Source organism: Sphingomonas sp. TX0543 (genome assembly GCF_048565505.1).
Lineage (GTDB): Bacteria > Pseudomonadota > Alphaproteobacteria > Sphingomonadales > Sphingomonadaceae > Sphingomonas.
Genome location: NZ_JBLZUS010000004.1, coordinates 61,904 through 82,412 on the forward strand (window position 1 = coordinate 61,904; position 20,509 = coordinate 82,412).

Below are 20,509 nucleotides of genomic sequence, written 5' to 3' on the forward strand. Positions count from 1 at the left end.
GATGCGCCCGACCGAGGTCGGGCGTGGAGACGTCTCGAGCGATCACGCCAGCGTTCGAACCGACGCTTCCCGATCCCAATAACGCTTCTTTGCCGCCTCCACGAAGCCGGCAAGGTCGGTGACGCCCTCGTCGGGCTCGACCCCCGCCTTGTCGAGGAGCGGCTTGGCGGCGTCGTTGGCGCCGATCGCCTTCAAGTGGCCGAAAGCGTCCATCACCCATTGCGCCGCGGCGCCTTCCTTGACGAGCTTGGCCGCAGCCGCCTCAGACAGGATCACCGCGCAAGCATCGACCGTCACCGAGGGCTGGCCGAACAGCTGCGCGTCCGCGGCGATCGCGCTGCCGTCGGACAGGGGCACCTTGCCGACCTTGGGCGCGATCGTCATCGGCGTGCCGCCAGCGGCCTTCACCGCGTCCTTGAGCGTCGACAGCTCGCCGGCGTTGGTTCCGTCGGCGATCAGGATGCCGACCGTGCGACCTTCCAGCGTGTGCTTTTCGAGCGGACCGCGGATGATCCGCAGCGCGGGCGAGGGATCCATGTCAAGCACCGGCACCGCGGTCTCCGACGCCGGCGGCAGGTCCATCGCGAGACCATCGGCGACGCGTTGCGCCAGATCCTCGTCGACGTTACGCAGGTTGGCCATTACCGCGATGCGTATATGCTCGAGGCTGACCTTGCTGAGCTCGAACACCAACGCCGAGGCAATGTGCGCTTGCTCGGCCGGGTCCATCGACCGGAAGAACAAGCGCGCCTGGCTGTAATGGTCGGCGAAGCTCTCCGGCCGGATACGCAGTTTCTGGCCCTGCTCTTCCGACGGGGAAAGTCTTGTAGCCACGTACCGGGTCTTCGCGCGCGCCAGCTTCTTCGCCCGCCTGCGCCAGGCTGTTGGGCTCGTAATTGGCGCGGCCCTTGGGAACCGCCATCTGCATGTGGCCGTCGCGCTGCTGGTTCATGAACGGGCAGCCCGCCGCCGCCGCGCGTCCCTTGGCGGCGTTGATCGGCAACTGATGGAAGTTGACCGAACCGAGCCTCGACAACTGCGTATCGGTGTAGCTGAACAGCCGGCCCTGCAGCAGCGGATCGTTCGAGAAGCCGATGCCCGGGACGACATGGCTCGGCACGAATGCGGCCTGTTCGGTTTCGGCGAAGAAGTTGTCGGGATAGCGGTCCAGCACCATCTTCCCGACAATGCGGACAGGCAGCACCTCCTCGGGTATGATCTTGGTCGCGTCGAGCACATCGTAGGGCTGGCTCTCGGCAAACGCCTCGTCGAACAGCTGCACGCCCAGTTCCCAGGTCGGGAAATCGCCGCGATCGATGCTCTCGAAGAGATTGCGGCGCTGAAAGTCCGGATCGGCGCCGGCAATCTTCACCGTCTCGTCCCAGATCGTTGAGGCGAGGCCCGCCTTCGGCTTCCAGTGGAACTTGACGAAGGTCGACTTCCCGTCCTTGTTGATGAAGCGGAACGTGTGGACGCCGAACCCCTCCATGTTCGCGAAGGTGCGGGGCAGTGTCCTGTCTGACATCGCCCACATGACCATGTGGGTGGACTCAGGCATTAGCGAAATGAAGTCAGAACGTGTCGTGCGCGGTTGCCGCTTGCGGGTAGCCGCGATCGGCCTCCATCTTGGCGGCGTGGATCAGGTCGGGAAACTTGATCGCGTCCTGGACGAAGAAGACGGGGATGTTGTTGCCGACAAGGTCCCAATTGCCTTCGCGTGTATAGAACTTGACCGCGAAGCCGCGCACGTCGCGCGGCGTGTCGACTGACCCCGCGCCGCCCGCAACGGTCGAGAAGCGCGTGAACACCTCGGTGCGCTGGCCTTTCTTCTGGAACAGATCGGCAACGGTGATATCGGCGAGGCTCTCGGTGCACTCGAAATAGCCGTGCGCGGCCGAGCCGCGGGCGTGGACGATGCGCTCGGGGATGCGCTCGTGATCGAAATGGTTCATCTTCTTGCGGAAGACTTCGTCCTCGATCAGCACCGGGCCGCGCGGCCCCGCCTTCAGCTGGTTCTGGTTGTCGGAAATGGGCATGCCATGGTTGGTCGTGAGGACCGGATGATCGTCGTCAGCGATCTGGTGCGTTTCCCCACCTGCATAATCCTGCTTCCGCGCTTTGCCGTCCGACTCCATTGCTAAATCCCCTTCAAGTTCACGCAGAACGGCGTCGACGGTTACGATGTCGAGTGCCTTCCAACAGTCAAAGGGGCGCCCAGATTAAGGCGCCCTTTGCATTAGTCACGCTCCGTTCGGCCGCGCCTGATCAGATTTTATCGCCGAGCGCGCCCTTGATGCCGCCCTTGAGCTTCTGCCCTTTGCCGGTCGCCTGCTGTGCGGCGCCGTCTGCTGCCAGGTCGGGGCTATCGGTCCGGGTGCCGACCTCCTGCTTGGCGTCACCGACCAGGTCGTTGATCGCGCCCTTCACCTTGTCCACGAACTCGCCCATGATGCATCTCCATTGATTGCAATAGGCTTCAACGACGACCGCGCGCTTTGGCTCCCGCTATGCACGGAAAAATGCATAAGACCGGAACGCATGGCGGCTGAACCTGTTTCGGCCGACAACAGGGGAAAAGCCGATGCACCGATTACTGATCGCCGAGGACATTCCGGCCGTTGCCAGCCACCTAGAGGATCTCGCGCGGGATTCCGGGATCGACGCGATCATGATCGTCGACAGTATCGAGAGCGCTCGAGCCGTCATCGAATTTGCTCCTGAGATCGCGATCATCGACCTCAATCTGGCCGACGGCTTCACCGGCCCGATGATCGCTGATGAGCTGCGCCGGAGCTGCGACACCCGGATCATCTATCTCACGGCCAACCCGGAGCTTCTCCCGGAGGCATTGCATGAGGAGCACCGGGTGTTGCGAAAGCCGCTGATTGGACAGGAGATGCAAAGGGCGCTGCTTGGAGACGCTTCGGAGACGTTCGCATGACGGAGGATCAAGACCTCGCAGCCATGTCCGGGAGGCAACCGGAATCGGGCAGCGCTCGCGTCGCGCCGGCCAATTCACCAGGCGTCGAAGGGCTATTGGGCTTGGCGGTCGCGGTGGTGGTTGTTGCCGGGCTGTTTTTCGCAAAGGACGTGCTGATACCGATCACGCTCGCGACCCTGCTATCGTTCGTTCTTTCCCCGATCGTCAGCCTGCTTCGGCGTCTCCGGCTCTCGAATCGCTCGCGGTCCTGACCACCGTCATCGCCGCTTTTGGTATGATCGAGGGGATCGGGAAATTGGTAGGTTTCCAGGCAGCGTCGCTGTCGGCGGACGCACCGAAATATGCTCAGACGATCGAAACGAAGATCGAGGGAGTGAAGGTCTTCGCCGCAGAAAAGATGGCTTTCCTGACCAAGACGCCCGCACGCCCCGCGCCTGCAGCGCCTTCCCTGACGTCGGGAAGCCGGACGGCGATCCCGGTCAGGGTTCTGGAGAACGAACCTTCGGTTCTCGATACCGCGCTCGGCTTTCTGAAGTCGGTGCTCGCGCCGTTCGAGACGTTCGTGATCGTGCTGGTCGTCGCGATCTTCATCCTCATGCAGACGGAGGATCTCCGAGACCGACTCTCGACCCGAAGCTTTGCCTCGTCGCCGACACCGCCATCATCAAGGGCCGCACACTCGCCGAGTTGGTCACCGCAGCCGTGGCGGGCGGGGCGGCAATGGTGCAGCTCCGCGACAAGGGTGACGATGCGCGGCGGTTCGTCAAGGACGCCCGCAACCTCCACGAGCTGCTTGTTCCGCTGGGCATACCGCTCGTGATCAAAGACCGGGTGGACATCGCCGCGGCTGTCGGGGCCGAAGGGGTCCATCTCGGCCAATCCGACCTTCCACCCGCCGATGCGCGGCGCATCCTTGGTGAAGCGGCGATCGTCGGGCTGTCGGTGACCAACGAGGCGGAAGCCGCCGACGCTGATCCGGCGATCGTCGACTATCTTGGCGTCGGGCCGGTGTTCGCGACCGCCACCAAGTCCGACGCCGCAGCGCCCTCGGGACCACGGGCGTGGCGGCCATTCGCGCTCGAGCGCCGTCCTTGCCGCTCATGGGAATCGGCGGACTGAACACCGAGACGCTCCCCGCCCCGCTCGACACGGTGCCGATCGACGGCATCGCCGTCGTCTCAGCACTGTGCACGGCGAGCGACCCTCAGGCGGTCGCTGCTCACTTGCGCGCCTTGATGGAGGATCGGCGCCGGGCGCCGTAAACGGCTACGCTTAGGCGCGCAGCCGCCCCGTGCCGGGCTCGATCGGGTCGGAGCCGGCGATCGCGTGCCAGCCCTTGCGGATCGCATATTGCACACTCCAGCCGAGCGCGTAGGTCGCGACGATCGGCGCCAGTCCCTTGATTGCGCTTTCGGCGACGGTGCCGATGATCGCGCCCTTGATGCCGCTGTCGCCGTCGCCACGGTCGATAGCGGCCCCGACCAGGGCACCGAGCAGATTGGCCATCCTGCTATTCTCCAAATTACTGGTTGAACTTTAAACGTTCGTGCGGGCAGTTTTGTCCCACTCGGGGGGAGACCTCAGCGCGCCAGTGGTGAACGATCATATTGCGCAAAGAGCGCGGCGACGTCGTCGTACAGCGCGATCGCCCCGGCCGCCTTCAACGCCTCATCCGCGAACTTGCCTGACCGCAGCGCGATGCAGCCGATGCCGCACTGCTTGGCCGCCTCGATGTCATAGGGCGTGTCGCCGATCGCGAGAACATCGTCGGGCGACAGGCCGTCCAGCTCCTTCATCGCCGCTGCGAAGATGTCGGGCGCCGGCTTGGTGCGCGCGACATCGTCGGCGCTGGTCGTGGCGAGCACGAGGTCGCGCGCGTCCAGCAGGTCTAGATAATGGTCGACCTCGGCTTGCGAAGCCGAGGAGGCTAGGACGATCTTCTGCCCCGCATCGTGCACGCGTTGCAGCAGGTCACGCGCGCCAGGGAACGGCCCCATTTGTCTCAGGAACAGCGACTTGAAGAGCTTGCCATGGGCCTCGCCCAGCGCTTCTGCCTCGTCTTCGCTGACACCCGGAATGAGCGCCGGGACCAGGTGATCGGCACCCTTGCCGATCTGGTCGTGGATCTTCTGCGGTTCGACCCGGTGACCGCCCCCGCTGAAGGCCAGCTCCCACGCCTTCACATGCGCGTCGTTGCTGTCGATCAGCGTACCGTCGATATCGAATAGAACCGCCTTGATCATCATCAACCTTCTCTTTTGTTCTGGAGTTTGGCGCCTGTGCCGCCGGGCCGTCCTGTCATGAGGCATGCGCTTCGAGCGCCACGCGAACCTGTTCCTCTTCGAGGTCGAGTTCCTGCACGAGCGTCGCCAGCGTCTCGCCGTCGAGCTCGTTGCGCTTTTCAAGCAGTTTCTGGCGAGCGGCGCCTAGCGCTTCGAGGCGCAGCTTGAGGGTCGCAGCCATGCGTTCCGCTGCGTCTTCGCCGCCGTCGCCGAGCCGTTCGGCATGCTCGACCCGCGTCTGGAAATCATGGACCAGCATTTCGGCGACATCGGCGTGCTTCGGGTCCTTCAGCTTCTCCGACAGGGCGCCGAGCGCGGCAGCAGCGACCTCCTTGCGCGCCGCGATGACCACGGGCTTCGCTTCCTCGATCTCCGGGTCATGCGGATCGAGCCGGCGAATGAGCGGGGCGAGCGTGGTGCCCTGGAGCACCAGGGTGGCCAGGATGGCGACGAACGCGAGGAAGACGATGATGTCGCGCGCCGGGAAACCGTCCGGCAACGCCAGTGCCGCCGCGAGGCTGACGACGCCGCGCATTCCCGCCCAGGAAATGATGGTCGGATAGCTCAACGGGGGCTTGAACCCCTGCCCGCGCAGACCGGACCAGAGCGCGGCCACGGGATAGAAGGTGCCGAACACCCAGACAAAGCGTGCCACGATCAGCGCGGCCGATACCGCCGTCCCGAGAACGAAAAGCTGGCCCGGATCGTACTGGCCGAGGCGCTCGACGATCCCGCGCAGCTGAAGCCCGACGAGCAGGAAGACAAAGCTGGTGAGGACGAACTCGACGAACTCCCAGGCGGTGTTCGCCTCCAGGCGGGTGCGCGCTGCGAGCTGGAGCTGTCGCCGCCCGACCAGCCCGCCACAGGCGACCGCCGCCAGCACGCCCGAGACATGGATCGCTTCCGCCGCGAAGTAGCTCGCAAAGGCGGACAGAAAGGAGACGACGATCTCGAGCAAGCGGTCGTGCAAGCGTAACATCGCCCAGTTCGTCAGCCAGCCGACGAGGAGCCCGATCGCCAGCCCTCCGACCGCGGTCCACAGAAAGGACAGCGATGCATCGGCAAAGCTGATCGTGCCTGCCATCGTCGCCGCGACGGCGAAGCGGTAGAGCACAAGCGCGGAGGCGTCGTTGATGAGGCTCTCGCCTTCGAGCACCGCAACGATCCGCCGTGGCAGCCGGAACGCCTTCAGGACCGAGGTCGCCGACACGGCGTCGGGCGGCGCGATGATGGCGCCCAGCGCGATCGCGGCCGCCCAGGGCACGTCGGGCACGAGATGCCGGACCGTCACTGCGACCACACCGGCGGTGAACAGCACCGCGCCGATCGCCAGCAGCATGATGAACACGACATTGGCCCGGAACGCGCCCCAGTCGGTCCTGAGCGCGCTCGCCTGGAGCAGCGGCGGCAGGAACAGGGCGAGCGCCAGCTCAGGCTTGAGTTCGAGCGGCGGCAAGCCGGGGACGAGCGCCAGTGCCATGCCGCCGAGCACCAGCATCACCGCGGAAGGGATATTGAGCCGGCGCGCGACGAGTGCCAGGACCACTGAAATCCCGAGCAGCAGCAGCAGTGTCTCGAAGATCAGCATGGCGTGCTACTTTCGCTCGAGCGTTTCGCCATCGCGCTCTCGCAAGTCATTGTGAATAGCTGTCGCGGCGATCGCCGCCTGACCCATCGCGACGCTGATCTGGTCCAGCCCGCGCACGAGATCGCCCACAGCGTACAGGCCGACGATGCCGAGGCGCATGTGACTGTCGGTGATGACCGACTTGTCCCCCGCCTGCTTGAGGCCGAAGGGCACGAGCAACTCGTCGTTCACGTCGGACCCAAGAGCCGGATAGAGCGTGTCGAAGGCGAAATCGCGCCCGTCCGCAAGGCGCACGCGCGCGTGCGGCTTCCCGAACTCGAATGATGATGCAGCCGTCGTCTCCACAGCGATGCCGGCTTTGTCCAATGCTGCGCGATCGCTCCGGTCGAGATCGGATTTGACGAGCGTCAACAGCGTCACGTCATCGCTATAAGTCCGGAGAAACAGCGCTTCCGCCACGCCGTGCGTGTTGGACCCGAGAACAGCGACACGCTTGCCGGTGACTTCATAGCCGTCGCAGATCGGGCAGTAACGCAGCGTTCCACTATCGAGCGCCGGCTGATGATCGTCTTCCGCGATGGGTGGCCGGCGGTTGACCACGCCCGTCGCAAACAGGATCGCTCGCGCACTTGCCTCCCCACCCGCGTACGACACCGTGAAATTACCGTCCTGCCGCGTCACGCAACCGACGCGCGCAGCGAGGATCGTTGCCCCGTAATGCTCGGCTTGGGAACGCATCCGGGCAAGCAGCTCGTTACCCGGGATGCCCTCCGGGAAGCCGGCGTGGTTATGCGAGCGCGGGATCCATGACGCGCGGCTCGGCCCTCCATCGAAGACGGTCACCTTGCGATGGAAGCGCGCCAGATAGGTAGCCGCGGTAAGCCCGGCCGGTCCTGCCCCGATGATCGCGCAGTCTAACATGAACGCTCCTCTCGACGTTCGACCCGTCCAGCCACGCCGACACCGGACATGCCTGCCGCTCTTGCAAGCAGGCATGCCCGGCAGGAAGGTTTAGCCGAAGCTCAGTCTTCCTTGGCTTTGATATTCACAGAAGTTTCTGCGAGCTTCGTCATGTATTCGTCGCCACCGTAGATCTCCTTGGTGGCGTCGCGGAGCTTCTTGTTGGCGTCCTTCAGGCCAAGCGCCTTGGCGTAAGCGGCCGCCGTGCCGAAGCCTGCGAGTCCGTAATGGGTCATGCGCTGGTACTGCGCGATGATCACCGCATCGAGCACCGGCCCCTTCTTGGGCGCCTCCTCGGCGGTGTGCTTGGTCGCCTCGGCGACCAGCCCTTCCATGCCCTTGCAATGCTCCTTCGAGACCTTTTCGCCGCTATCGGCGAGAAGCTCCTTCAGCACGCCGGTGTGATTGCCGATACCCTCGACCGACTTGGTGAGCATCTCCTTGAGCGCGGGATCGGAGACCTTGCTCGTGATCTTCTTGAGGCAGCGCTGCATCTGATCGTTGGCCGACCAGAGGTCCTTCAGCTCGTCGGTGTACAAGTCTTCAAGATTTTCGGGTGTAGACATCGGATCGTCTCCTTTGGGGGTAGTATGATTGCAAGAAGCAGGGCGGTCGTTCGCTCGCGCTCGCGGGCCGCCCCGATGCTGGGACGCATGACCTCTGACGGGCCTGAACCCCGGAAGGTTTGCGGATCAGCGATTGCGAATGGCGTCCGCGCGGTCTTCCTCGGCGTCAGCCTTCTGTTCCGCTCGCTCGCGCACCTGCCGTGCTTGCTCCTCCAGCGCGTCGGCCTTCCGGTCGGCCTCGGCGCGAACCGCATCGGCATCATCCTCCGCCGCGTCGGCGCGCGCCTCGATGGCGGCGTTCCTGCTGGCGTCGGCCTGGTCCTGCGCCTCCCCGACCCGCTCCGCAGGCCCCTTTGCGATGGTATCCTCGCTGGAGACAACGCCGGCGTTCGCGTCCGCCTTCTCGCCGGCATCCTCCTTCGGGCCGTCGCACCCGGCGACGAGAGCGAGCGCCGCGACGACGGCGAACAGCGCCGGCCGGATCACAGCCCGGTCTCCCGATTCTGCATCGTCGCCGGCGGCGCTTGCGGCTTGGGTTGCGTCGGCCGATTGGCTTCGTCCTCGGCCTTGCCGAGCAGGCGCTGCACGACGCGTCCCGCCGGCTCGCGCCCGCCGAGCCCGAAGGCGAGCGCAAACGCGACGGCAATGGCGCCCAGGATCAGGCCGAAGGCGAGGTTGATGATGTCATCCGCAAGCCCCATGAACCGCAGCCCGATCGCGGTGCCGAGCACGATGATCGCGATCTTGGTCAGCGAGGCGGTAAACTCCGCCCCTGCCCCACCGCTCGACCGGATCGCCTTGGCGATCGCTTGCGCAATGGCGACCGCGGCGGCGATGATGATCGCGCCGAACACGACTTGGCCGAACAGCGCCAGCACCTCGGCCATGATCCGCGAACCATAAGCGAAATCGAGCTGGCGGAACGCTTCCATCAGGCCGAAGATCAAGATGGCGATGAACGCGCCGGTGCCGACCATCTTGGACGGGGTGACCGGCGCGCTCCCCGATGGCGACACCATCGTCTGGGTCCGTCCGCTCGCCGGATCGACCGTCTCCGACCTGACGGCACTGCCCTGCGGGAAGAGGCCCAGCGACCCAATCGTGCGATCGAACCCGGTCGTCACCAGGAACTGCGTGAGCAGCTGTGAGGCGAACTTGCCGATCGCATAAGCCAGCGCGAGGATAATGCCGGCGGCAATGACGTGCGGGATCGCATCAAGGATGATGCGCAGCATCTGGGTCGCCGGCTGCGAGATGGCGGCGATGTTGAGCGTGTCGAGCGCGGCGATTGCGACGGGGATGAAGATCAGCGCGAAAACGACCCCGCCCGCAAGCCGCGGCAGGGCGGTGGGATCGCTGGGCGCGGCAGCGCCGATCGTGCTCGACAGACGCTCGACGTGACTGGCGGTGATGACCGCCTCGACCGCCTTCTTGGCGACACTGGCGACGATGTAGCCGATGAACAGGATCAACCCGGCGCCGATGATGCGCGGCACGGCTTGCCCGAACCCGTTCAGCATTTGACCCAATGGCCCGGTCGCGCTGGCAAGGCCGAGCGGCTGCGCCGCCAGGAACAAGGCGACGAGCAGCACGATCCAATAGGCGGCATTGCCGACCTGGGCGCCGACGGTCTCGGGGTGCCGCTCATGCAGGTTGGGGCGATTGGCATGGCGCGCGAGCGGGGTCGCGTTGACGAGCTTGGCCACCCCCCATTTGACGGCCCGCGCCACGAGCCACCCGACCACGAGGATGAGGAGCGCCGCCAGGATGCGCGGGCCCCATGTCTCGGCCAGGAACAGCGCCTGGTTTCCAAAGTCGCGTGTGCCGGCGACGACGGTGCCGCCTGCAGTCTCTAGGTCGTCCATGTCGTCCTCCTTGGACCTTGGCGCGTCATGTCAGGATAATCGCCGGTACGGCCGTAAGACCGTACCGGCGATCCCCCTTTACTCAGTCGGGGCGCTTGCCCTGCTGTGCTTCGCCGGCGCGCTCCTGGGCTTCACCCGAGCGCTTCAGGCCCTCGTTGCCGGTCAGGTCGCCAAGCCCCTGCTTGACGTTGCCCAGCGCTTCCTTGCCGAGCCCGGCCGCCTTGTCGCCGAACCCGGTGCCGGCTTCACGGTCGTCATCGTAGCGCCCACCCCCGGCAACGCCGCGGCCGGCAGTCCGCTCCAGGCCGGACCGGTCGTCGCCGCCGATCTGCTCGACATCGACATCGGTGCGGCGCACCGTCTCGTTGATGTCCTCGACGCGCTCGTCGCTGGTCTTGCGGACCACAACCTCCTCGACGACGCGGGCCGTCTTGGCGACGACCGCCTCTTCATCGGTTTCGGTCATCTCGATCGTGCGCTCGCGAAACGCGTCGTCTCCGGGCGTCACGGCGCGATCGACGGGGCGGCGCTCGACATTGATGCTCTCGTCACGCAGACGGATCTGCTCATGGACCGGCTTCTCGGTCACATAGGAGCGGACCCGGACGCCGCCGCGATCGACCTCGCGCTTGCCGACGACCAGCTGCTCCTCGACCACCTCCAGGCGCTCCTCGTCCGCGCCGACGCCGATCGCGCCCCGGTCGCGATCATAGTCGCCGGATCGCAGCGCGCCGCTCGCCGTGCCGGCAGCCGGATAGTCCCAGCCCTGCGAACGCCACTGGCCGGCGCGCTCGTCGATGTCGACGCTGTTGGCGTTCTCCAGCGCGCGCACGGCATCGTCCACCTCGTCCTCATCGACGTCGGCGGTCAAGAGGTAGCCACCGCGACGGATCCCTTCCTCATAGGTGTGGCGATCCTCGTCGGGCAGGAAGGCGTTCTTGATCGAACCCCAGAGGCCGGGATCCTGGTGCGTGGAGTATCCACGGCTCATGTCGCCGACGGTCGACTGGTCGTGAATCCTGACATGATCGGCGTCGACGCGCGCATCCTGGAGCCGCTGCTTGGCGGCCTCGGCATCGTGTCGGCTGTCGAACAGCGCGGTGATGGTGCGGGACATGGGTACTCTCCTTCGGGGGAACTAAAACGTGATTACCTGGCGATGACGACCAGTTCGGTCCGGCGGTTTTCCGCTTGGCCTGACGCAGTCGCGTTGGTGTCGACGGGGTCGTTCTCACCGCCAGAGATTGTCTCGATGCGAGCGCCATCGATGCCCTTGGCGACGAGCGCCGCCTTGACGCTGTCGGCGCGAGCCTTGCCGAGCGCCAGGTTGGCGGCGCTAGGGCCACGGGCGTCGGCATAACCGGCAATCCGGACACGCGCCGTGCCATATTGCTTGAGCACCGCGGCGATGGCGTTCACCTCGTCCGCATCAACGGGCCGGATGTCGCTTTTCGCAGTGTCGAAATTCAGCTTCTCGAACTGGAAGGTGCGCGGCGCGGCTTCGGTTCCGGCGAGATAGCCGCCAAGGCCCGAGGTGCCGGCGAGCACGGTCGAGGTATCGGCATCCGGTGTAGTGGCGACGACCTCGGCGGGGGATGCGGTCGGAGCAGGCGTGACGACCGCCCTCTCCTTTTCGCCGTTGCAGCGGCTGAGCGCAACGATCAGCGCCAGCAAGCCAAGCCCGAGCAGCGCCCATGGCAACCAGTTGGTCTTCTTCGAGGTCTTCTCGATATGGACATGGCGGGGCGGCGCACCTTGGCCGCGCTCGGGATCTGTCATCCATTCTCTCCTTCGGCGATGTTCTCGCGGGTCACCTCGGCGCGCATCACGCGCCGGGTCGCGTCGGCCTCGACCGGCACGGTGACAGTGGTGCGGCGAAGACGAAGCTCCTCGACCAGAAACAGGCGTTTCTCGATCACCAGCCGCTCCTCGATGACCGGCACGATCAGGAATTCGCCTTCCTCGCGCACGGTCGGAGCAACCTCGACCTGCCGGCCGATCGGCACCCTCTCGACATCGACGATCTCGCGATTGAGCGCCTCGGCGACGCGGACCTGCTCTTCGTCGACAAAGGTGCGGACCTGCACGCGGCCGGTCGTGACCGCGCGCTTCTCGATCGCGACCGTCTCCTCGACGAGCGGGATGCGGGTCTCGCCGAAGTGTTGGTCGGCGCTCACAGGCGCGCTGCTCCGTCGGCAAGGACATTGCACCCAGCCGCGGCCCTGGCCACTTCGAGCGGCACCCGTACATCCTCGATCCGCGACGATACGCGGACCAGGTCGCCGATCGTCAGCCGACCTGGCGAGGGGTCTCCGTCATGAAAGCCGCGGGCGGCGCGGCCGAGCTGGCGAAGTTGGCCGGTGGAGAGACGTGCCTCCAATCGATCACCGACGCATTGCGCCTGCTTCTCGTCCAAGCCATAGCGGATCAAGGATGTCGCGATACGCTGCGAAGGATCTATACACCCGGCCAGGCCAAGCACGATCGGAGAAAGAGAAAGCAGGCCGATACTGATCGACCCGCACGAGGCACGCTGCATCTACTGTCGACCTGCTGTGTATCTTACCGGGCATAAACAGGCGCTTCGCCGCAGGGTTCCCGATCACGTCGGCACATCTTTGAGTTTTTTACCTCCCGCCTCTAAGACTTAATCTCGCGCAATGCGTTTGGAAGCGACCGACAACCCGTCGCAGATGAGGAGCCATCGTGATCGCCGATGCCATTGTTGATGATCAGGCGGCATGCTCCTCCAGCAGCAATCACCTTCTCGATCGCATACCGGCCGACGAGCGCGTCAAGATCGACGAGCATCTCGAGCCCGTCACGCTGAACCAGGGCGAGGTCCTGTACGAGCCTGGCCAGCTGATGACGCATGTCTATTTTCCGACCTCGGGCATGATTTTGCTCGTCGCGGTCATGGAGGCCGGTCGCTCGACAGAGTCCGCCACGGTCGGGCGTGAAGGTGCGACCGGCATGAGCGCCAGCGGCTATGTCGACCCCGCCTTCACGCGCCACGTGGTGCAGATCGCGGGCGCGGGCTATCGCACCACCGCCGAGCGCTTCGAGGACATGGTCGATACAAGCGTCAAGCTGTGCTCGGCGGTCGTGCGCTGGCGCGAGGTGCTGCTGCGGATGACGCTGCAGTCGGTCGCGTGCAACTCGCTCCATGACGTCCGCCATCGCTGCGCCCGCTGGATCCTCACTACCCACGATCGGACGGAAGCGAACAGGCTCCCCCTCACTCAGGAGTTCCTCGCCGAGATGCTGGGGGTCAAGCGCAACGCGATCAACATCGTCGCGCGCGATCTCCAGCGGCTGGGGATCATCGAGTATAAGCGCGGCCGCGTGACGGTGGTCGACCGGGACGGCCTCGCGGCGGTGTCGTGCGAATGTTACGGCAAGATCCGTGGCGGTGCCAAGCTGTTCGCAGACCCGCCCAGCAGCGAGTGTGACGATTGATCGAAACGGGGTCGCCTCAGCGCTGCTGATCAATTTGGCGGCAGCGAAACTCCTGGCCGGAGCAGAGTGGCATCGCGGTCTTCCTGGTCCGCTGGGGCTCAGGACTATGACCTGGCTAAAAGGGTTTCGCGGAGCAGGCGCGACAGGTCTTCCACCGCATAGGGCTTGTGCAGTAGCGGGAACCCGTGCTGTCCTTCCTCAACCAGCACATGGCTGTAGCCGGAGGTGAGGATCACCGGCAGGCCCGGGTACAGGCGGCGGACTTCTTTCCCGAACTCCACACCGCCCATGCCAGGCATCACCACATCCGAGAAGACGGCATCGAAGTCCAGAGACGCCGCGAGCAAGGCCAGCGCGTCCGCGGCGTTGCTGGCCCACTCGGTACCGTAGCCGAGTTCGTTCAGCAGCTGGGTTGAGAATCCACCAACCTCCAGTGTGTAGGGCGGTGACAAACCCGGCCACGGGAGCGCCGGCATAGGTGCCGGTGCGGCGGAGAGAAATCCTGCCAGTGGTAAGCTGCTCCATTTGGGGCGGCGAGGATGTTTGCCTTGGAGAGCTACGCGGCCGTTCGGCGTTTCGTGTTCGTGGAAGGTCATAGTCGCCGGGAAGCGGCGAAGGTGTTCGGTCTGAGCCGGGACACGGTGGCGAAGATGTGCGCGTCCTCGCTGCCACCAGGCTACCGGCGCGCGAAGCCGCCGGAGAAGCCGAAGCTGGGGCCGCTGTTGCCGATCATCGACGCCATGCTGCGCGAGGACCGCCTGTCGCCGGCCAGGCAGCAGCACACCGCCAAACGGATCTTCGAGCGGCTGCGCGACGAGCATGGCTATGGCGGCGGCTACACGGTGGTGAAGGACTATGTGCGGCTAAGTCGGGCCCGCAGCCGGGAGACGTTCGTGCCGCTGGCGCACCCGCCGGGCCATGCCCAGGTCGACTTCGGCGAGGCGTGGGCCGAGATCGGCGGCGTGCGGCAGAAGGTTCATTATTTCTGCATGGACCTACCGCATTCCGATGCGTGTTTCGTGAAGGCCTATCCGCGCGAGACGACCGAGGCGTTCCTGGACGGCCATGTTTCGGCCTTCGCCTTCTTCGGCGGCGTGCCGCTGTCCATTCTCTACGACAATCTGAAGATTGCGGTGGCGAGGATCTGCGGCGACGGCAAGCGCGAGCGCACGCGGGCCTTCACCGAGCTGGTCAGCCACTACCTGTTTGCCGACCGGTTTGGCCGGCCCGGCAAGGGCAACGACAAGGGGAAGGTCGAGGCGCTGGTAAAGCACGCCCGCGCGATGTTCATGGTGCCCATTCCCGTGGCGGCCAGCTTCGACGAGTTGAACGAGCGCCTGGCGAAGGACTGCCTGGCCCGACAGAACGGGCATGCCGGACGCCATGCCGACACCATCGCCGAGCGGCTTGCCGCCGACCGGCAGGTCTTCCGGGCCTTGCCGGCGGTGCCGCTGGAGCCGTGCGAGAAGCGGTCGGCGCGCGTGTCGTCGACCGCGCTGGTGCGCTACCGGACCAACGACTATTCGGTGCCGACCGCCTACGGCTTCCGCGACGTCCTGGTGAAGGGGTTCGTCGACGAGGTCGTCATCAGCATCGCCGGCGAGGAGATCGCCCGCCATCCGCGCAGCTATGGCGAGGGCGCCTTCGTCGCCAAGGCGGGCTGCAGATCACCGCGTAAAAGGTCCCGCCCGAGCGCACCACATCGACGATATCGGTCCCGCTGAGAACTCGGCCGATAGGAAAGCTTCGCCACACGCTACCGGTCACGTCCAGCACGTGGATCGCATCGCCCGGAATATCACGCCAAACGCAATAATCCTCGTCGAGCGGCATACATGGGGTAACAGCGGGCGCTCGCAGGACGCATGATCCTCACCGTGGCGCTGCCGCCACTTTGGTGACGGAGGACATCCTGATGACGAGCTATGTCGGTTTCGACGTCTCCCTGGCGGAGACGAGCGTGTGCGTGCTGGATGCCGGTGGCAAGGTTAGGTTCGAGGGCAAGGTGAAGAGCCGGCCCGACGACCTGATCGCCTGCGTCCGCGAACACGCCGACGATGCGGAGCGGATCGGTCTGGAGACGGGGCAGACCGCGGCGCTGCTGTTCCGCGCGATGGAAGCGGCGGGATTGCCTGTCGTCTGCCTTGAGACCCGCCATGCGCATAAGGCTCTGTCCGCCCGTAACAACAAGACTGACCGGAACGACGCTCGCGGCCTCGCCGAGCTGATGCGCGTCGGCTGGTACCGCGAAGCCTGGGTTCGGGGCGCACCAGCGCACGCCATCCGTAGCCTGCTGCTCGGCCGCCGCATGCTGCTGGCGACCAGGCGCACGCTGGAGAACACGTTGCGGGGTGCGGTGAAGCGGTTCGGCCTCATTATCACCAAGACCGCCGGACGCACGTTCAAGCACCGTGCCGCAGCGGCGATGGAGCTGGACCCGGCCTATGCCGCGTTCGCGAGGCCGATCTTCGCCGTGCTTGAGACGGTGGTCGACCAAATCGCGTCGTATGATCGACAGCTTCGCGCCGCTGCGCGCGAGAACGAGACGGTCGGCCGGCTGATGACCGTGCCCGGCATCGGCCACCTGACCGCGCTGGCTTACTACTCGAACATAGAAGACCCGTCGCGGTTCAAGCGCTCCGAGGATGTCGGCGCCTACCTTGGCCTGACCCCGCGTGTGCATCAGTCGGGCGAGATGGACAGGACCGGCCGGATTACTAAGAGTGGCGACAGCATGACACGCAGCTACCTGTTCGAGGCGGCCAACGTCATTCTCACCCGCGTGACCAAGCCAACGCCGTTGCGGGCGTGGGGCCTTCGACTGGCGGAACGTACCGGACCGAAGAAGGCGCAGGTTGGTATCGCGCGGAAGCTGGCCGTCATGATGCACGCCATCTGGTCCGATGGCACCGAGTTCGAGTGGAGGGTCGCCGCCTAGCGCGCCTCAGTCCCCAAGCTCCCTGCGGGGAGGCGTCCTTGCCGGGACGCGAGCCGGCGTTGACCTCGGAGCGATCGTCGCGGCATCGACCCGCGCGGCTGTAACATTGAGGCAGCGCCAGCCAACGGACACCCATCGTGAGGCGGCCTGCCGACCTCGGAACGAACCTTGTGCCCGGCATTGACCTCGCCTTGGAGGGCCGCTGACCACGAATAGTTGCGTGTTTCGCGCCACCGCCGTCTGTGCCTGCGTGACGCTCCGCGCTACTATTCAAAGGATGGTTTCAAGAACCCATCAGCGCGTCGCTTGAGTTCGGCGGTTCTTTGAAGGTTAAATGCAATCTCGCATCTTGCACCTAATTCTGAATAACCAGTGCCTCCGGCAGCCTGATCGCTAATCATATTGCATTGAGCCTTTCGATATTGAAGCCATGCGCGTTGAGAGTCAAGCAAGCCATCTGCCATGCTGGGCTTGTTCAAACGCTCACGTCTGTTATCAACATCTTCGGCCCGCAGCTTTTTGAGTGTGATCTTCCATTGAGCAGCCATTTGGCGATCGGTCTGCTCGGCCAATTGCCCATAGCAGACTTTGGCATCTAGATTAGAAGGTGCCTTGCCACATGGCAGGGAGGCCGCAGCGAGCATCAAGACGATCATATCAGCCTACCCTTGGCGTCGAGTTTCATAGAGAAATGCTATAGCCGTTGATATCCGATTTTGCATCGTCGCCTTCTCTCTAGATCTTGGACCATCTCTGAAGGCGGTGATGCGAAAAGGCTTGCCAAGACTGCTGTTAACGAACACGATCGCTCCGACGAGCGGGTTGCGGGAACGCCACCAATGCGGTGGAGCGTGAATGGGGCGCGGCTTCCCGCCATCCAGTAGCTCGGACCCAGTCGCATAAGGTCTGTGAGGCCGGGAACCTCAACCAGTTCGCCCCCAGGTAGGGTAATTTCGCGGGCACCGCCGCTCCAGTCGCGGGCTTTGATGGCCGCAAAAACCCGGTCGCGTTCGACCTTACGAAGGTCGTCGACCATCATTGCGTCCACGACCCGCTGCGCCAAGGTCTCTCCGCTTGTGACGTCGATCACCAAGACTTGGTTCTGATGAACGACGACAACACCGAATTTACCAGCGATCGCCGCTCGCCCATCGGGATAGCCGCTAGCTCCCGAGGGCTGGTCGGGCCAATCAATCCGGCGAAGCTCGCGACCGTTGCCGTCCCAGAGTTGAACGAGCCCAGCACTGCTGACGGTAAGGACGCGGGAACCGTCCTCGTTCATGGCGTAGCCCCACACATCCTGGAGCAACATCGAGCGGGTGACGATCCGGCCAGGCCGGCGCACCAGATATTCCAGCAGCTTCAGCTCGCGCGGCAGCAGCTCGAGTGCGCGGCCAGCGCGCGATGCGGAGCCGGCGAGCAGGTCTAGGTCGAGCGGACCGATGATCAGCCGGGTCTCGCGGGTCTCGTCGGGTCGCCGCAAGAGCGCCTCGACCCGCGCGACCAGCTCCACCAGCGCGAACGGCTTGGGCAGGTAATCGTCACCGCCGGCGCGGAGGCCGCGAACGCGGTCATCCAGGCTGCCGAGCGCGCTCAGCACCAGCGCCGGCGTGCGCCGCCCGTCGTCTCGGAGGTCGGCAATGAGGTCGAGTCCCTCGCCATCGGGGAGCTGGCGATCGACGATCAGCAGATCCGCGTTCCCTTTTCGCGCCGCGTCCAGCCCATCGGCGACTGTCGAGCGATGCGTCACCTGGTAGCCGCTTGCGGCCAATTCGAGAGTGACCTCCCTTGCGGTGCCAGCGTCGTTCTCGATGAGCAGGATGTGCGTCACGCTATTCAGTTCGGCCGCGATCAGGGCGGACGCTCACAAGAGGAAAGCACGAAAGCCTTCCTTACCCACAAACGCGACGTCCAACAGCGTCGGTCGGGCAAGCTGGGCGACCTGGCCGACTTCGGACAGGTGAACGCCATCGTGAAAGCGGCCCGGCTCTCGCCACCCTCGCCACGGTTCGTCACCGACGACGCCACCCGTTCGGCGTTGAACGACCCTTTCCTCGTCGATGTGGCGCAGACGCTCTCAATCTATGGGCTTCACGCGGGCGATCTGCGACGGTCGGCTGAGGCATCCACCGCACTCGTTCAAGCCGCGGCGGCGCATATCAGGGGTGGTGCCACGGTTGGGCAGGAAGCGCTGCTCGCCGACACCGTGGTGATCGGTCATGTCTCGGGAACCGACGAAGCCGAGCAGCTCGACGATGGTGCGTCGTCCTCTGTATCGGTGGTCGTCGACCAGGCGTTGAAGGGCAAGGCCAAGGTCGGCGACACGCTCAAATTTCGGCGGACGAGCGGTAAGCTGCCCGATGGGCGGCGGCTCTCGGCAAGCGACGAGGATCCGTTGGCGAACGGTGCGCCGGTTGCCCTGCTCGCGTCGCGCTCGCGCTACGAGACGGAGCTTGCTCCTCAGGGTGGAAGCGCGCGGTGCCCCAGCTGTGTCGTCGAAGTCGTGCCCGTCTTTTTGGTGAACGGACAGTCGCTGGTTCCGACCGGCGGATATCCGACCGCCACCACCCTCGACCCCCTCACCGCTGCCACGAAGTAAGGAATAGGAAAAATGACCAGGAAATCTGCGCTGCTCGCCTGCGTGCTCGCCTTCGCCAACGCCGCACCGGCGTTTGCCGGGCCGATCCCGCAACCCTATTATTTCCCGAACGGTTCGCGGGGTGTGAAGATCAACTATGCGCTTCCGGCCGCCTGCGACGCCAACACCAAGGCCGCGGTCGACACGATCAACGCCGCGGGGCGCTCGTTCCAGCTCACCGGAACGACGCAGAACTACACGTCGACTTACTACTCGGCGACCGAGGACCCGGAATTCATCAACATCCAGGACGGCTCCAGCATGTCGGCGATCATGCGGACCATTATTTACGGCTATTCCGGTCCAGCGCCTGCGCAGGCGATCGATGCGACCGTGTACGTGAACACCGACCGCATCTACTACGACACGGGCGACACGGCGCAATCGACCGATTTAATCTGCGGTTCGTCGATTACGTCGAGCAATATCGGCCAGCATATCGACTGGCAGTCCGCGATGACGCATGAGATGGGTCACGTGAAAGGGATGGACCACCGCACCGATGGTTCGACAGGGCCATGCTTGATGACGACCTATCTCAACCCTGGGCAGATCAAGCGAAGCCTATGCTCTGACGAGCGGGCGCTGCTGGTCGGGTTCTATGGCTAATCGAGGCAAGGCCTCGATCGGGGCGGGATGGCTTTTGGCCTGCATCGCCTTGGCAGAGTGCGACCGCGGCTCCGATAAGGAGCCGCGGTCCACCGAGCTTTCCGGCCCGGTCGGAACCGAGCATTCGGTCCACCCCCGCAATGTAGCCGGCGACCGCCTGCTGATTGCTGGCTGCTGCACGTTCGACGTGCAGGATGCTCAGGTGACCAAGCTCGAAGGAGATGTGGACGGCCGCATGGTCGAGGGGAACGGTTATCGGGTGGAGATTTCGTTCGGGAACGGCCTGGCCCGCCGGTCTCTCTCCACAACTGCGCCCTCGACCCTCAACATCGATGACGTAACTCTCCGGAAGTTCAGGCCAGCAAGTGCCGGACAGAAAGAGCCCGATCTCCTCTACGCCGCTATCGTCCCCCTCAATGCAGAGGCGCAACGCCGTCGCGTCCGGAGCCCCGGCCTTGAAGTCAGGGCTTGGTGCGCCACGCCTGCGGGCTGCCAGGCCGCAACTCGGTTAGTCGAGGGGATCAGATTCTGACCATTCCCGTCAGTGGCGCCAAGCGTGAGCGCGGCGCACTGATTGCGAGCAGCCGCAGAAGATGGCGAGCACATTATCAGGAAACGTGAGCAGTCGCGCGTGCTCAGTGTCAGCTAATCCGAGCAGAAAGG

Annotated in this window: 23 protein-coding genes and 3 pseudogenes; 9 read left to right on the top strand and 17 right to left on the bottom strand. The window is 64.9% G+C overall.

Translation table 11 applies throughout. The features are described 5' to 3' along the window. Window positions 1–42: 42 nt before the first annotated feature. A pseudogene (locus ACM61V_RS19895) lies at window positions 43–2,135 on the bottom strand (catalase). Between the two features lie 130 nt (window positions 2,136–2,265). Then, window positions 2,266–2,448, bottom strand: coding sequence for a CsbD family protein (locus ACM61V_RS19900; protein WP_147036715.1), 183 nt, complete (start codon window positions 2,446–2,448; stop codon window positions 2,266–2,268). 133 nt (window positions 2,449–2,581) lie between these two features. Here ACM61V_RS19900 and ACM61V_RS19905 point away from each other — a divergent pair, with 133 nt between their 5' ends. Beyond that, the gene (locus tag ACM61V_RS19905; protein WP_147036716.1) at window positions 2,582–2,941 is read left to right on the top strand and encodes a response regulator; all 360 of its coding nucleotides are present in this window, start codon (window positions 2,582–2,584) and stop codon (window positions 2,939–2,941) included. Then, the gene (locus ACM61V_RS19910; protein WP_147036717.1) at window positions 2,938–3,192 is read left to right on the top strand and encodes a hypothetical protein; all 255 of its coding nucleotides are present in this window, start codon (window positions 2,938–2,940) and stop codon (window positions 3,190–3,192) included. Before ACM61V_RS19905 ends, ACM61V_RS19910 begins: the two co-directional genes overlap by 4 nt. 94 nt (window positions 3,193–3,286) lie before the next feature. Here the strand turns inward: ACM61V_RS19910 and ACM61V_RS19915 are convergent, their stop codons facing one another. Beyond that, window positions 3,287–3,538, bottom strand: a complete 252-nt coding sequence (locus ACM61V_RS19915; RefSeq protein ID WP_419714598.1) for a hypothetical protein — start codon at window positions 3,536–3,538, stop codon at window positions 3,287–3,289. Window positions 3,539–3,589: 51 nt separating this feature from the next. Here ACM61V_RS19915 and ACM61V_RS19920 point away from each other — a divergent pair. Next, window positions 3,590–4,060, top strand: a pseudogene (locus tag ACM61V_RS19920) (thiamine phosphate synthase); the annotation flags it as partial. Between the two features lie 153 nt (window positions 4,061–4,213). On the opposite strand, the gene ACM61V_RS19925 reads toward ACM61V_RS19920, so the two are convergent. The 11 genes from ACM61V_RS19925 to ACM61V_RS19975 form a co-directional block, all read right to left on the bottom strand. Beyond that, entirely contained in the window at window positions 4,214–4,447 is a 234-nt protein-coding gene (locus ACM61V_RS19925; RefSeq protein ID WP_147036718.1) for a hypothetical protein, read from the bottom strand. A 74-nt stretch (window positions 4,448–4,521) separates the two neighbouring features. Next, a complete protein-coding gene (locus ACM61V_RS19930; RefSeq protein ID WP_167509767.1) occupies window positions 4,522–5,187 on the bottom strand; it encodes an HAD family hydrolase in 666 nt (221 codons plus the stop codon). 52 nt (window positions 5,188–5,239) lie between these two features. Then, the gene (locus tag ACM61V_RS19935) at window positions 5,240–6,811 is read right to left on the bottom strand and encodes a Na+/H+ antiporter (RefSeq protein ID WP_147036720.1); all 1,572 of its coding nucleotides are present in this window, start codon (window positions 6,809–6,811) and stop codon (window positions 5,240–5,242) included. Window positions 6,812–6,817: 6 nt separating this feature from the next. After that, window positions 6,818–7,732 (bottom strand): NAD(P)/FAD-dependent oxidoreductase, encoded by a 915-nt coding sequence (locus ACM61V_RS19940; protein ID WP_147036724.1) that lies wholly within the window; start codon window positions 7,730–7,732, stop codon window positions 6,818–6,820. Window positions 7,733–7,833: 101 nt separating this feature from the next. Then, the gene (locus tag ACM61V_RS19945) at window positions 7,834–8,337 is read right to left on the bottom strand and encodes a ferritin-like domain-containing protein (RefSeq protein ID WP_147036721.1); all 504 of its coding nucleotides are present in this window, start codon (window positions 8,335–8,337) and stop codon (window positions 7,834–7,836) included. Between the two features lie 126 nt (window positions 8,338–8,463). Then, on the bottom strand, window positions 8,464–8,823 hold the full coding sequence (locus ACM61V_RS19950; RefSeq protein WP_147036722.1) for a hypothetical protein: 360 nt from the start codon (window positions 8,821–8,823) through the stop codon (window positions 8,464–8,466). After that, complete coding sequence (locus ACM61V_RS19955) at window positions 8,820–10,202, bottom strand: mechanosensitive ion channel (protein ID WP_183949608.1); 1,383 nt, start codon at window positions 10,200–10,202, stop codon at window positions 8,820–8,822. The genes ACM61V_RS19950 and ACM61V_RS19955 overlap by 4 nt, the downstream gene beginning before the upstream one ends. A gap of 82 nt (window positions 10,203–10,284) precedes the next feature. Beyond that, window positions 10,285–11,319 (bottom strand): DUF2382 domain-containing protein, encoded by a 1,035-nt coding sequence (locus tag ACM61V_RS19960; RefSeq protein ID WP_147037352.1) that lies wholly within the window; start codon window positions 11,317–11,319, stop codon window positions 10,285–10,287. 32 nt (window positions 11,320–11,351) lie between these two features. Next, window positions 11,352–11,981 (bottom strand): OmpA family protein, encoded by a 630-nt coding sequence (locus ACM61V_RS19965; protein ID WP_147037353.1) that lies wholly within the window; start codon window positions 11,979–11,981, stop codon window positions 11,352–11,354. Continuing rightward, entirely contained in the window at window positions 11,978–12,379 is a 402-nt protein-coding gene (locus tag ACM61V_RS19970; RefSeq protein WP_167509792.1) for a YsnF/AvaK domain-containing protein, read from the bottom strand. Before ACM61V_RS19970 ends, ACM61V_RS19965 begins: the two co-directional genes overlap by 4 nt. Beyond that, window positions 12,376–12,633 carry a hypothetical protein gene (locus ACM61V_RS19975; protein ID WP_419714599.1) on the bottom strand — a complete coding sequence of 86 codons (258 nt, stop codon included), beginning with the start codon at window positions 12,631–12,633 and terminating at the stop codon, window positions 12,376–12,378. The genes ACM61V_RS19970 and ACM61V_RS19975 overlap by 4 nt, the downstream gene beginning before the upstream one ends. A gap of 275 nt (window positions 12,634–12,908) precedes the next feature. Here ACM61V_RS19975 and ACM61V_RS19980 point away from each other — a divergent pair, with 275 nt between their 5' ends. Further along, entirely contained in the window at window positions 12,909–13,661 is a 753-nt protein-coding gene (locus ACM61V_RS19980; RefSeq protein ID WP_244305297.1) for a Crp/Fnr family transcriptional regulator, read from the top strand. 104 nt (window positions 13,662–13,765) lie between these two features. Here the strand turns inward: ACM61V_RS19980 and ACM61V_RS19985 are convergent, their stop codons facing one another. Continuing rightward, entirely contained in the window at window positions 13,766–14,137 is a 372-nt protein-coding gene (locus tag ACM61V_RS19985) for a response regulator (RefSeq protein WP_419714600.1), read from the bottom strand. A gap of 63 nt (window positions 14,138–14,200) precedes the next feature. On the opposite strand from ACM61V_RS19985, the pseudogene istA reads away from it, so the two are divergent. After that, window positions 14,201–15,316 (top strand): annotated as a pseudogene (gene istA, locus ACM61V_RS19990) (IS21 family transposase); the annotation flags it as partial. A 260-nt stretch (window positions 15,317–15,576) separates the two neighbouring features. Continuing rightward, window positions 15,577–16,599, top strand: coding sequence for an IS110 family transposase (locus ACM61V_RS19995; RefSeq protein ID WP_419714601.1), 1,023 nt, complete (start codon window positions 15,577–15,579; stop codon window positions 16,597–16,599). Between the two features lie 266 nt (window positions 16,600–16,865). On the opposite strand, the gene ACM61V_RS20000 is transcribed toward ACM61V_RS19995, so the two are convergent. Next, the gene (locus ACM61V_RS20000; RefSeq protein WP_147037252.1) at window positions 16,866–17,255 is read right to left on the bottom strand and encodes a lysozyme inhibitor LprI family protein; all 390 of its coding nucleotides are present in this window, start codon (window positions 17,253–17,255) and stop codon (window positions 16,866–16,868) included. Window positions 17,256–17,293: 38 nt separating this feature from the next. Beyond that, the gene (locus ACM61V_RS20005) at window positions 17,294–18,430 is read right to left on the bottom strand and encodes a response regulator (RefSeq protein WP_419714602.1); all 1,137 of its coding nucleotides are present in this window, start codon (window positions 18,428–18,430) and stop codon (window positions 17,294–17,296) included. Here ACM61V_RS20005 and ACM61V_RS20010 point away from each other — a divergent pair. From ACM61V_RS20010 to ACM61V_RS20020, 3 genes are all read left to right on the top strand, one after another. Beyond that, a complete protein-coding gene (locus ACM61V_RS20010) occupies window positions 18,422–19,198 on the top strand; it encodes a hypothetical protein (RefSeq protein WP_419714603.1) in 777 nt (258 codons plus the stop codon). The genes ACM61V_RS20005 and ACM61V_RS20010 overlap by 9 nt on opposite strands. A 12-nt stretch (window positions 19,199–19,210) precedes the next feature. Then, window positions 19,211–19,846 carry a hypothetical protein gene (locus ACM61V_RS20015; RefSeq protein WP_147037256.1) on the top strand — a complete coding sequence of 212 codons (636 nt, stop codon included), beginning with the start codon at window positions 19,211–19,213 and terminating at the stop codon, window positions 19,844–19,846. Window positions 19,847–20,048: 202 nt separating this feature from the next. Next, a complete protein-coding gene (locus tag ACM61V_RS20020; protein ID WP_147037257.1) occupies window positions 20,049–20,378 on the top strand; it encodes a hypothetical protein in 330 nt (109 codons plus the stop codon). Window positions 20,379–20,509 lie beyond the last annotated feature (131 nt).